The 11,640-nt window shown below is 64.3% G+C and carries 14 protein-coding genes and 1 pseudogene; 4 read left to right on the forward strand and 11 right to left on the reverse strand.

Annotated elements, in window-relative coordinates; translation table 11 throughout:
• Positions 1–33: 33 nt before the first annotated feature.
• Positions 34–1,056: a CPBP family intramembrane glutamic endopeptidase gene (locus AVZ66_RS11130; RefSeq protein WP_058984709.1), complete on the forward strand. Its 1,023-nt coding sequence runs from the start codon at positions 34–36 to the stop codon at positions 1,054–1,056.
• 61 nt (positions 1,057–1,117) lie between these two features.
• Positions 1,118–1,279 (forward strand): CopG family transcriptional regulator, encoded by a 162-nt coding sequence (locus AVZ66_RS11135; RefSeq protein WP_058984146.1) that lies wholly within the window; start codon positions 1,118–1,120, stop codon positions 1,277–1,279.
• On the opposite strand, the gene AVZ66_RS11140 is transcribed toward AVZ66_RS11135, so the two are convergent.
• On the reverse strand, positions 1,276–1,734 hold the full coding sequence (locus tag AVZ66_RS11140) for an NOB1 family endonuclease (RefSeq protein ID WP_058984147.1): 459 nt from the start codon (positions 1,732–1,734) through the stop codon (positions 1,276–1,278). The genes AVZ66_RS11135 and AVZ66_RS11140 overlap by 4 nt on opposite strands.
• Positions 1,734–1,976 carry a PRC-barrel domain-containing protein gene (locus AVZ66_RS11145; RefSeq protein ID WP_058984148.1) on the reverse strand — a complete coding sequence of 81 codons (243 nt, stop codon included), beginning with the start codon at positions 1,974–1,976 and terminating at the stop codon, positions 1,734–1,736. Before AVZ66_RS11145 ends, AVZ66_RS11140 begins: the two co-directional genes overlap by 1 nt.
• Before the next feature lie 138 nt (positions 1,977–2,114).
• Between AVZ66_RS11145 and infB the strand changes: the two genes are divergently transcribed.
• Positions 2,115–3,917: a translation initiation factor IF-2 gene (infB, locus tag AVZ66_RS11150; protein WP_058984149.1), complete on the forward strand. Its 1,803-nt coding sequence runs from the start codon at positions 2,115–2,117 to the stop codon at positions 3,915–3,917.
• Positions 3,918–4,156: 239 nt separating this feature from the next.
• A complete protein-coding gene (locus AVZ66_RS11155; protein WP_058984150.1) occupies positions 4,157–4,336 on the forward strand; it encodes a hypothetical protein in 180 nt (59 codons plus the stop codon).
• On the opposite strand, the gene AVZ66_RS16290 is transcribed toward AVZ66_RS11155, so the two are convergent.
• From AVZ66_RS16290 to truA, 9 genes and pseudogenes are all read right to left on the reverse strand, one after another.
• A complete protein-coding gene (locus AVZ66_RS16290; protein ID WP_157575653.1) occupies positions 4,337–4,648 on the reverse strand; it encodes a hypothetical protein in 312 nt (103 codons plus the stop codon).
• A 239-nt stretch (positions 4,649–4,887) separates the two neighbouring features.
• Positions 4,888–5,259 carry a DUF5811 family protein gene (locus AVZ66_RS11160; protein ID WP_058984151.1) on the reverse strand — a complete coding sequence of 124 codons (372 nt, stop codon included), beginning with the start codon at positions 5,257–5,259 and terminating at the stop codon, positions 4,888–4,890.
• Between the two features lie 68 nt (positions 5,260–5,327).
• Positions 5,328–5,801: a pyruvoyl-dependent arginine decarboxylase gene (locus tag AVZ66_RS11165; protein ID WP_058984152.1), complete on the reverse strand. Its 474-nt coding sequence runs from the start codon at positions 5,799–5,801 to the stop codon at positions 5,328–5,330.
• Positions 5,802–5,846: 45 nt separating this feature from the next.
• Positions 5,847–7,079 (reverse strand): proteasome-activating nucleotidase, encoded by a 1,233-nt coding sequence (locus AVZ66_RS11170; RefSeq protein WP_058984153.1) that lies wholly within the window; start codon positions 7,077–7,079, stop codon positions 5,847–5,849.
• A gap of 110 nt (positions 7,080–7,189) precedes the next feature.
• Positions 7,190–7,426, reverse strand: a pseudogene (locus AVZ66_RS11175) (M3 family metallopeptidase); the annotation flags it as partial.
• A 46-nt stretch (positions 7,427–7,472) separates the two neighbouring features.
• The gene (locus AVZ66_RS11180; RefSeq protein ID WP_058984155.1) at positions 7,473–8,750 is read right to left on the reverse strand and encodes an RNA-guided endonuclease TnpB family protein; all 1,278 of its coding nucleotides are present in this window, start codon (positions 8,748–8,750) and stop codon (positions 7,473–7,475) included.
• Entirely contained in the window at positions 8,747–8,884 is a 138-nt protein-coding gene (locus tag AVZ66_RS15710) for a plasmid partition protein ParG (RefSeq protein WP_082678834.1), read from the reverse strand. The genes AVZ66_RS11180 and AVZ66_RS15710 overlap by 4 nt, the downstream gene beginning before the upstream one ends.
• Positions 8,885–8,968: 84 nt before the next feature.
• Positions 8,969–10,765 (reverse strand): oligoendopeptidase F, encoded by a 1,797-nt coding sequence (gene pepF, locus AVZ66_RS11185; RefSeq protein ID WP_058984156.1) that lies wholly within the window; start codon positions 10,763–10,765, stop codon positions 8,969–8,971.
• 78 nt (positions 10,766–10,843) lie between these two features.
• Positions 10,844–11,638, reverse strand: coding sequence for a tRNA pseudouridine(38-40) synthase TruA (gene truA, locus AVZ66_RS11190; RefSeq protein WP_058984157.1), 795 nt, complete (start codon positions 11,636–11,638; stop codon positions 10,844–10,846).
• Positions 11,639–11,640 lie beyond the last annotated feature (2 nt).

The following is an 11,640-nucleotide window of genomic DNA, read 5'->3' on the forward strand; positions in this document are numbered from 1 at the left end:
ACGCCTTTGTCCGAGCAGGTCGGACTCGGCGACGTGAACGACCGGTACGCACAGACCGTCGGCTTCGTCGTCGCGGGCGTCGGACTCGCCGCGACGTTCCTCGACTGGCCGGCCGACGCCACGCTCGCGATGCGGGCCGCCACCGGGTTCGCGGTGTTCGCTGCTATCGCGTTCGCCGCGCGCCGCCACGGCGTCGACGCGCCCAGACTCGACGCGCTCGCGGGCGGCGGACTCGCGGTCGCCGCGGCGTTCGGTGTCGCCGCTGCGTCCACCGGGCTGCCCCGCGGGCCGGCGCTGGCGCTTCTCGCGGGAATGGGCACGGTCGGCGCCGCCGTCGCGGCGCACGCCGGACTGGACGCCGACGCGGTCCGCGCCCGCGAGCGCCGCCTCGTCACGGGCACCGTGGTGTCGCTGGCCGCGCTCGTGTTCGGGTCGCTGCTCGCCAGCGTCGCCATCGGAGCCGTCCCCGACGACCCACTGGTCACTACGTCCGTCAACACCGTCGTCGCGAGCGTCGGCTACGGGCTGGCTGGCGTCGCGTTCGTGTCGTGGTACGACGGCGCCATCGACGTCAGCCGGCCGTCGCGGCGCGACCTGACGGTGGCGGGGGTCGGCGTCGCCGCCATCTTCGCGGTCCACTACGCGCTGGTCGGACTCGTCGTCCTCTTCGACCTCCCGCAGACCAGCCACACGCTCGTCGAGACTGCGCGCGAGAACCCCGGCATTCTGCCGCCGCTGGTCGTCCTCTCGTATCTCGCGGTCGGCCCCAGCGAGGAACTGCTCGCGCGCAACGGCGTCCAGAAGTACCTCTACGGCGCGTTCTCCCGGCGCAGCGCAATCGTCGTCGGCTGTCTCGTGTTCACCGCCGCGCACGTCCTCGCGTACGCCGGCACGGGCCCGGGCGCAGTGCTCGTGACGCTCGGTCGGCTGTTCGTCGTCTCACTGGTGCTCGGTGTGGCCTACGAGCGGACCGACGACCTGTTCGCGCCCGTCTTCATCCACGGCACGTACGACGCCGTCCAGTTCGCGATGGCGTACGTCGCGTTCACCGCCTGAGAAGCGTCGTCTGACGGAGGGCTGACTAAGTATTACGGTCCGTGCTACCAAACCGAGCGGTATGCCCCGGAAGTACTCCGTCGTCTGCGGTGACGGTCTCGCTGCGGACGTCGAGGCGTTGGCGCGGGAGTACGGGCTCTCCGAACAGGAGGTGCTGCGGCAACTCATCGAGAACGGACTCGAAGTTGTCGAAGAACGAGAGACGCCGGAGCAGGTAGACTAGCGCGGGTTCTTGCGCGAGAGGTCGCTGCCACAGACTGGGCACCGCTCGCGGGACTCGTCGAACTCGCGACCACAGCCCTGACACTGGAAGTTCCAGTTCCGGCGCTCGCTGATGCCGTCCTGTTCGATGACATCGACGCCGACGCCGAGTTCGTCGGCCGCGTTCTGGACCGCGTAATCGTCGGTGACGACCGTGCCGTCTAGCTCGTAGGCGGCCGCCAGCAGGCGGAGGTCCGTCTCGGAGAGCACGTCGAGGTCGCCGGTCGCGCGCGCCGCCTCGCGGGCCGCCGAGAGCGCGGCGTCGCCCGGCACCTGCACCTGCATGCCGCCGCCCGCCATCGCGTCGTAGCGGTACGCCGCAGCGTCCTCCAACTCCTCCCGGACGGCGGGAATCGACGCCGTCTCGCCGTCGGGGTCGTAGTCGTGGATGAACGCGGAGGCGTCTAAGACCTTCACTATCGCTGGACGACGATGTAGTCTTTGACCGCCTGCACGCGCCCGACGGGGACCCGGTAGTGGCCCTCGCCGTCGGTCGGGAAGTTGATGGTGACGTTCGAGTCTTCGAGCGGCTCCACGAGCAGGTCTTCGAGCTTCCCGCTCTTGAGGTCCATCGTGATGTTGTACAGCATGCCCAGTTCCGTTCCGTCCGACCCCATCACGGCTTTCCCGGAGAGGTTCTCTGCGAGGATGTCGGCCATACCCGAGAATCTCGGCTGGGATTCACATAAAGCCCGCGGGGTCGTCGGACGCGCGGCAGCCGGCGGCCCGTTACGATGGAATTATACGCCGCCGCCCGCTCTGTTCGGCCAACAACCGTTCTCTCGGAGGATTCTACTATGTCCGACGCAGACACCACCGAAGACCCCGGGGAGCTGCGGACGCCTATCGTCGCGGTCCTCGGCCACGTCGACCACGGGAAGACCAGCTTGCTCGACAAGATTCGCGGCTCCGCTGTCATCGAGGGGGAGGCCGGTGCCATCACCCAGCACATCGGCGCGACCGCCGTGCCGCTGGACGTCGTCAGCGAGGTCGCGGGGAGCCTCGTCGACCCCACGGAGTTCGACCTCCCCGGCCTGCTGTTCATCGACACGCCCGGCCACCACTCGTTCTCGACGCTGCGCTCGCGGGGCGGCGCGCTCGCGGACATCGCCATCCTCGTCGTGGACGTCAACGACGGCTTCCAGCCCCAGACCGAGGAAGCCATCCGCATCCTCAAAGACACCGGAACGCCGTTCGTCGTCGCCGCGAACAAGATAGACACCATCCCGGGTTGGAACCCCACCGAGGACGCGCCCATCCAGCAGACGTACGACGAACAGTCCGACCGCGTTCGCAGCCAACTCGACGAAGCGCTCTACGAGCTCATCGGCGAACTCTCCGGCGCGGGCTTCTCCTCGGACCTCTACTGGCGCGTCCAGAACTTCCAGTCGAACATCGGCGTCGTCCCGGTGTCCGCCGAGACGGGCGAGGGCGTCCCGGACCTCCTCACCGTGCTGATGGGGCTCGCCCAGCGGTACATGAAAGCCGAGATGGAGGTGAACATCGACGGTCCGGGCGCGGGGACCGTCCTCGAGGTCAAAGACGAGCGCGGGTTCGGGACGACGCTGGACGTAATCTTGTACGACGGCACCGTCCGGCAGGGCGACAAAATCGTCGTCGGCGGCACCAACGACACCATCGTCACGGAGGTGCGCGCGCTGTTGAAGCCCCAAGAGCTCGCCGAGATTCGCACGGAGAAGCGCTTCCAGGACGTCGAGTCGATGCAGGCGGCCGCGGGCCTGAAGATCGCGGCTCCGGACCTCGACGACGCGATGGCGGGCGCGCCGGTCCGCGTGGTCGGCGACCGCGATGTCGACGACGTCGTCGAGGAAGTCGAAGCGGAACTCGCGGAGGTCGCCGTCGAGACCGACGAGGAGGGCGTCGTCGTGAAAGCCGACACGCTCGGCAGCCTCGAAGCGCTCGCGAACGCCATGGCGGAAGCCGAGATTCCCGTGATGTCCGCGGAAGTCGGGGACATCGCGCCCCGGGACGTGGCGATGGCGACGACCGCGGACGACGACAAACACCGCACTATCCTCGGGTTCAACGTGGAGGTGCTCGCCGACGCCGAGCAGAAGGCCGAGGAGGAAGATGTCCGCATCTTCGACAGCGACGTCATCTACCAGCTCGTCGAGGACTACGAGGAGTTCGTCGAGGAGCGCGAGCGCGCCCAGCAGGAAGCCATCTTCGACAACATCGTCCGGCCCGCGCGCTTCCGCATCCTCCAAGACCACGTGTTCCGGCAGAACGACCCCGCGGTCGTCGGCGTCGAAGTCGTCTCGGGGACGCTGAAGCGCAACACTCCGGTCGGCCTCGTCGAGGGCAACGAACTGGAGCGCGTCGGCGTCGTGAAAGGCATCCAAGAGCAGGGCGAGGACGTCGACGAGGCGCGCGCCGGCAACCGCGTCAGCGTCTCCATCGACGGCCCGACCGTCGGCCGCGACATCCACGAAGGCGACGAACTCTGGGTGGACCTCCCGGAGAAGCACGCGAAAGTGCTCGAACAGGAACTCAGCGAGGAGATTCCCGCCGACGAGCGCGAAGCGCTGAAAGCGTACCTCGAAATCCAGCGCAAGCGCGACCCGTTTTGGGGGAAGTGACTACAATTCACATCCCTACCCGACACCCCTCTCTAAAGCATAGAACTTGGGTTATGTCTCGAATACAGGCTTTATAGACAATATAGCACTATCATACGGTAAACCTCGGTTACTCTGTTTCTTGTATTTGACTTAAAGAGATGCTTGCTAACACCCCATTCATAAGGTAAATTTACCTTCTTTATAAGGAAAACGGAGGTCAGAGCCAGAATTAATACTCAACCAGAGAACCTCCACATATGATCTCACTACCAGAGATCGTCCTCGGAATCGCTGGATTAACCGCAGTACTATCCGCAGTCTTCCTGCGCCAAATCATTCGAGAAGTTGCCCGAGACACGTACAATTTTGCCAAGGGAAAAATCACAGATGATGAAGAAGACGAGGTCAGAGGAGGAATGATGGAAATCGAGTGGTAGTCACAGCTCCTCGGTCGCTTTGAGGTTCCGAATGCGGAGATAACGGCGAGTGTACCAGAACGGAACTGCGCCCAGAACACCAAATCCGAAAAGAGCGCCAACAAATTCTGTAGCAGTCAATCCGCCGATTATAACGCCGATAAATCCACCTACGATAAACAACCCAAATATAACTGAGAACGGGAGTGCGCAGAACCAGAAGAATAGCGTTCCTAATATCGAAGCTGAAGGCTCATATCCACACTCAGGACAGCGTTCTATCTCTGTCGAAATCTCAGTCCCACATTTCGTACACGGTGCAGTATCGGACATACGCTGTCCTGTTGCTCACTCCACATATATAGAGATTGTAGGTATCCCTTGGACTTCGAGGACTACTTCCTAAGAGCGTTATAGTCCATTTGGGACGGAATAATCAATTCTAACTTCTAATGTGTATACACCACATTCCACCACCTTCCCAAGTAAAATATACGTAATCTAAGCCACCCTTCTGGAGGAAGTAGCGGCCTCGTGGCTATTCTCGAGCGAGAACGGAAGAATTCGAACGGTTACCGTCCAGTCTGGGGGACGTCGTCGCCGAGCGCGTGCTTCACTTGCAGGGCGGCGCTGGCGGCGAGGCCGCGAGCGACCTCTTCGCGGTCGTCGTCCGGAATCAGGTCGTCGTCGGCGACGCCGTCGAACTCCGGGGTGAACCCGGCGCTGACGGGGTTGCCGGCGGGCGGCCGGACGGCGACGGTGACCTGGACGCCGTTCGAGCCCGAGCTAATCTCGGAGCCGACGACGTACTCGTCGGGCAGGAAGTCCCGGGTGCGGGCGGTAATCTGGGAGATGCTGTCTTGGAGCGCGCGCCGCTGGGTTCCCGTGAGGTCGGGTTCGGGCTCCGACGGCTCGGCACCACTGTACGGCGTGTTCCCGTGCATTCGCGGTTAGTAGGGCGCCCCCACGTAAAGGCCTTTTAGTTTGGGTGGTATTCACACGATTCGGCCGCTCAGAGAATCGGCTCGCTGTCGCCGTACGCCGCGACCACCACCGCCGCCGCGTACTCGCCCGCCTCCGCTTCCGTGCTGGTCGCGCGCACCGCCGCGTCGTCGAACGACCAGTCGCGCAGCGCCATCCCCGCGTCGATGCCGGCGCGCACGCGCTCCTCAACGTCCGCCGCGTCGGTGGTGTCGGCGACCTCGTAGAACAGCCCGGGACCGGCGTCGCTCTCCGCCCACGCGAGCGCGGCGCTGACGTGGCGCGGGCCGGCGGCGTTGGCGTGCGCTTCCACCACGGTCAAACGGTTCCCGGCGGGCCCGAGGTCCGGCGCCGTCCCCACCGCTTCGACGTCGGCGTCCGCGGGAATCACCGACGACACCGTGACGAGGTTGTAGTTGTGGACGCCCGCGTCCGCGAGCGCGGCGTCGTAGGCCGCCATCTCGGTGGGCGCGGTGCCCGTGCCCCAGACGACTCTGATGGTCATACTCGAACTGGGAGTCCGCGATACAAGAGAACCGCGAAAGCCGGCCTACCGGATGTAGCTCGGGTAGCTCGGCCCGGCGTCGTCCTCGCCCTCGGCGACGAGCTTCTCGTAGGCCGCGTCGAAGTCCTCGCGGCGGACCACGTCGCGGTCGTCCCGAATCGCGAACATCCCGGCCTCGGTCGCGAGGCTCGCCAACTGCGCGCCCGAGAAGCCCTCGGTCTCCCGCGCGAGGTCCTCGAACGCCACGTCGTCGGCGACGTTCATGTCGCCCGCGTGGATTTCGAGGATGCGCTCGCGGGCCTCCTCGGTCGGGTTCGGCACCTCGATGAGGCGGTCGAAGCGACCGGGGCGCAGAATCGCGGAGTCCAGCATGTCGAAGCGGTTCGTCGCCGCGATGATGCGGACGTCGCCGCGCTCGTCGAAGCCGTCCATCTCGCTGAGGAGCTGCATCATCGTCCGCTGGACCTCGGCGTCACCGCTGGTCTTCGAGTCCGTGCGCTCGGCGGCGACGGCGTCGATCTCGTCGATGAAGATGATGGCGGGCTCCTTCTGGTCGGCGAGTTCGAAGAGGTCCCGCACCAGCCGCGAGCCCTCGCCGATGAACTTCCGGACGAGTTCGCTGCCGGCCATCTTGATGAACGTCGCGTCCGTCTGGTTCGCGACGGCCTTCGCGAGCATCGTCTTCCCGGTGCCCGGCGGACCGTGCAGGAGCACGCCGCTCGGCGGCTCGACGCCCACCTTCTCGAACTTCTCGGGGTTGACGAGCGGGTCCTCGACGGCCTCCCGGACCTCCCGGAGCTGCTCGTCGAGGCCGCCGATGTCGTCGTACTCGACGGTCGGCGACTCGTCGACCTCCATCGCCTGCGCGCGGGCGTCCGTCTCGTCGTCGAGGACGCGCTGCACGCTGAACGAGTCGTTGATGGCGACGCGGTCCCCCACTTCGAGTTCGTCCGCGAGCCGCGGGGACAGCTCCGTCAGTACCTCCTGGTTGTTGCCGTGCTGTTTGATGACGGCGCTGCCGTCCTCGGGCAGGTCCTCGACGGTCGCGAGGTACAGCGACGCGGTCTTCAGCGTCTCGTTCTCCCGCTGGAGGCGGTCGACCTCCTCGCGGAGCTCTTCGCGACGCGACTCGACGTCGTCCAGTTGGGACTGCAGCTGCTCGTGGACGTCGAGAATCTCTCCGTAGTGGTCTTGGAGCGCGTCGAGGTGTTCGTCCGGCGACGACTCGGGGTCGACGTCGAGCGTCGGCCGGTCAGGTAGTGAGGGACTACGCGACATTCGTTGTCGGTTGTAGGGGCCGCGCGTAGAAGTTCCTTTGGGTAGGCGGAACGCCTACCGGCGTTCGGGCGTCTGACGTGAACGGCGAGAAATGAACGTCCGTTTCGTTCTCACACGAGTTCCTCGGCTTGTTCGAGTCGCTCGTCGTAGACGTCGAGCGCGCGCTCGATGGGCTCGCTCGTGGACATGTCCACGCCCGCGGCGCGCAGCAACTCCAGGGGGTACTCGCTGGAGCCGCGCTGCAGGAAGTCGAGGTAGCGGTCGGCGGCCGGCTGGCCCTCCTCGAGGATGTCCTGGACGAGCGCGACGGCCGCCGAGATGCCCGTCGAGTACTGGAAGACGTAAAAATTGTAGTGAACCGCCTCGGAGGTCAAGTCCCGAGGCTTCCCGTGGTTAGTCGGACACTCCCGCGACACCATCGGCAAGGTGGCCTGTAGCGGTGTCGCGGGTCACAGTCGGGGCGTCCACGGCCCCCGATGCCTGCCGTCGCACCTTCCGCACAACGGGAAGGCTGTTGAGAGCAGGCACATTCCAGTTCTGATGCTTCTCGATGCCTTTTACGGCGATGTTGATACTTGCACCACGGTCGCTGTGGTCTTGATGCCCACAGTCCTTGCACTTGAACCGCTTCTTGTTGCGGTTCGCACGCTCCGTATGTCTGCACATCGGGCACCGTTGGCTCGTGTACTCGGGATTAATCCACGCAGTCGGAATCCCCTCGAAGGCCGCCTTGTATGACGTGTAGTGTTGGAGGGCGCGGAACGGGAGGTGGTGCAAGCGTCGGTTCATCCGCGTGCCGTAGTCGATACTGTCGCGCATCTCTTTGAGGTCTTCAAAGACGATACACGGCCTCTCGAACTGACGGCTCCACTTCACGATGTGTCGAGACACCTTGTGGAGTCTATCACGGACAAACCGTTGTTCACGCCCGTCCAGCGTATCGTGCATACTCGGCTTCTCCGCATTCTGCACGCGCTTTCGCATCGTGAAGTAGCGGTGGCGCTCGAACTTGATTTCGGGGAAGTCGATAACCAACGTATCCTCAACTCCATCCTCAGAGAGTGCGGTCAGAGCCACGTTGTCCTCGTTCACGTCCACACCAACGACCGTTCGTGAATCCTGCTTGTTCCGAACAATCTGCTCGGGGTTGGTGACGTTGACGTGCAACTCGGCGGTGTTGTCGTGGAACAAGGCTTCCGCCGTCCCAATCGTCCACTCGTCACTTTCGAGGGCGGTCTTGAGAATGTCGATATGGGCGTCACTCCCTTTGAGAACGCCCGTAACGTGTTTGTAGGGTTTCGCGCTGATGCGGAACGCCACGTCACCGTCGTCGGTGAGGGATAGATTGTAGCCTTCTTCGTAGTTGGCTCGAAGCGGGTACACGCCGTCCTTGGTGTGGCTCGGCTGGCCGAAGTCGTCGTATTCGTAGTATTTCTCCATCGCCCCGAGTGCTTTCGCAACGACGCGTTGTGTCGTGTTCTTTACGAGGTTCGCGTCAGCGGCCACACGGTCGGAAATCGTGTCCCAGTCCACGCCTTGCTTGGCGAGGCGAATGGTTTCGTTGTACACCGAGCGCGCTTCAAGCGTGGCGTCACGGAGCAGGCTCTCGTTGTCACTCTGGATATCGAGTTGGAAGTCCAGCGTCTTAACGAGGGCCTGTGAGTCGGTCATTCTTCGGGTTCGTTCAGCCAATCGGTGACGAGTCCGCGCACTACGTCGGACTTGGTTTTCTCGGCGTCGATGCACTGCTTTGAGAACTCCTTGTACACGTCATCCTCGAAGTCCACTGTCAATCGCTTCGTCATCTCACACAATTTGCTTAGATACTGAAGTACTTAATATTTGTTTGGCAGAGAGATAGATGATAAGCGGTCAAACCACAGGTATCGCTATTCTAGCAGTTCAGCCGCCTCATCAAGGTGTTCTTCGTAAACATCGAGAGCGGTCTCGATGAACTTGGAGTTAGTTACGTCGACCCCGGCGTGGTCGAGGATATCGATGGGGTACTCACTGCCGCCCAGTTGCAGAGCCTCACGGTACTGGGTCGCAGCTTCATTACCACCTTCATTTAGGATGCGGTCAGCAATTGCAACTGCAGAGCTTATTCCAGTCGCATATTGGTAAACATAAAAATTATAGTAGAAGTGCGGGATGCGCATCCACTCGCGGCGGATGTCGTCGTCGACGACGGCGTTGGCGTAGTAGGCCTCCTTGCGCTCGCCGTACACTTCGTCGATGCGGTCGGGCGTCAGCGCTTCGCCGTCCTCGGCCAGCGAGTGCAGGCGCTGTTCGACGTCCGCGAACAGCGTCTGTCGGTACAGCGTCGACCGGAACCGTTCGAGGTACTCGTTGAGGATGTGCTTGCGGAAGTGGTCGTCCTCGACAGTATCGAGGAGGTGGTTGACGAGCAGCGCCTCGTTGACCGTCGACGCGACCTCTGCCACGAAGATTTCGTAGTCCGAGTAGACGTAGGGCTGCTTCTCGCTCGTGTACTGGCTGTGGAGGCTGTGGCCGAGTTCGTGCGCGAGCGTGAACATCGAGGAGATGTCGTCCTGGTAGTTCATCAGGATGAACGGCTGGGTGTCGTAGGTTCCCCCGGAGTACGCGCCCGAGCGCTTCCCGCGGTTCTCGTAGACATCCACCCAGCGGGATTCGAGGCCCTCCGCGACGCGGTTCTGGTAGTCCTCGCCGAGCGGCGCGACGGCCTCGACGACGTGCTCTTTGGCCTCCTCGTAGGGGACTTCGGGGCTCTCGGAGTCGACGATGGGCATGTAGAGGTCCCACATCTGGACCTCGTCGACATCGAGCGCTTCGCGCTTGAGGTCGACGTGGCGGTGGAGTTTGTCGAGGTTGTCGTCGACGGTCTCCACGAGGTTGTCGTAGACTTCCGTCGGGATGTTCGCGCCGTCGAGGGCGGCCTCGCGGGCGGTGTCGTAGTTGCGCGCCTCCGCGAGCTTGACGTCCTTTTTCACCTGATTTTTCATCGTCGCGCCGATGGTGTTCCGGACGTCGCCTATCGTCTCGAAGAACGACTCGTGGACGGTCTGTCGGAACTCCCGGTCGGGGTCTTTCAGGAGCTTCGTGAAGTTCGCCTGCGAGATTTCGACGGCCTCGCCCTCGGGGTCCTCGACGGTCGGGAACTCGAGGTCGGCGTCGGTGAGCATGTTGTACGCGTCACTCGGCGCGCCGAGCACGTCACCGAGGTCGCTGAGCAGTTCCTCGACTTCCGCCGAGCGCGTGTGCGGTTTCATCCGCAGCACGTCGTCGAAGTAGTGCTCGTAGGTCGCCAGTTCCGGTTCGTCTTCGACGAGACCCTGCAGTTCCTCGCGCGTGCAGTCCTGTAGTTCCGGGTCGAAGAACGATGTCGCACTGGAGACGTCGGCCATCAGGCTGGACGCTCGCGCGCGCAGCGCCTGATACTGCTGGTCGCGGGTGTCCTCGTCCGAGCGCATACGGGCGTACGCCGACACCTTCGCGGCCTCCCGGTGAATCTCGTCGCGGAGTTCGAGGGCTTCCAGCAGCGTCTCGCCGGACGCCGTGAGTTGCCCCTCGTAGGCTTCGAGGTTCTCCAGCCGCGACGCGACATCCTCGTAGGCGGCCTCCCAGTCGTCGTCGGTGGCGTAGATGCTCTCTAAGTCCCACGTGTGTTTCTCGGCTCGCTCGCTGCGTTCGGGAACGCTGCTCATGCCGCATTCGTTCGGCGCAGGCGGGTTAAACGTTGATGGACGGCGGGGCGATTGCCGGCGCCCGGCCGCGAAAGAAACCTACAGCGAGTCCGCGACGTGGCCGGCGGCGCGCGCTCTCGCGCGGCGCTCCTCGCGCAGCGATTCGAACATCTCTCGGGTGGCGTCCGCGGCGTTCGCCTCGGGGTCGAACTCGATGTCGTAGTCGACGTCGTGGAGCACGAGCGGCCCCGGTGGCGCGGGCGCGACGCCCTCCGGCCCTTCGATTGGTTCGGCGGCGAGCAGTCGGTCGATGCGCTCGAAGCTCGCGCCGTCGGCGACTACCTGCACGAGCGCGACGACGCGGCGCACGAGTTCGCGGGCGAACCCGTTCGCGCGCAGAGTCACTACCAGAAAGTCCCCTCGCCGTTCGACGCCGCCCGAGAGGTCGCGGACCGTGTCGGTGTCGTCGGGCGTGAGGTTGTGGAAGTCGTGTTCGCCGAGCAGCCGGTCGAGCGCGCGGCGAGCGCACTGGTCGTCGGCGTCTCCAGCGAGCCAAAAATATCGGTATTCGCGCCAGTTCGCGTCGTGAGTCGCGTGGAAGTCCGGGGGCGCGTCGGCGGTCGCCCACGCGCGCAGCGGCCCGGAGAGTTCGCTGTTCAGCCCGGACGGCGTCAGCCACTCGGGCGCGTCGAAGGCGATGGTCTGGGCGCGCGCCGACACGCCGGCGTCCGTGCGCCCGGCGGCCGCGTAGCCCACGGGTTTCTCGCCCTCGAAGACATCCAGCCGCCGGAGCGCGCCGAACAGCTCGCCCTCGACGGTCGTGACGTCGGGCTGGCGCTGGAAGCCGTAGTAGGGGCGGCCGTCGTAGGCGACGCGGAACGCGCGGCGGGGCACCC

This window comes from Halobacterium sp. CBA1132 (assembly GCF_001485535.1).
GTDB lineage: Archaea > Halobacteriota > Halobacteria > Halobacteriales > Halobacteriaceae > Halobacterium.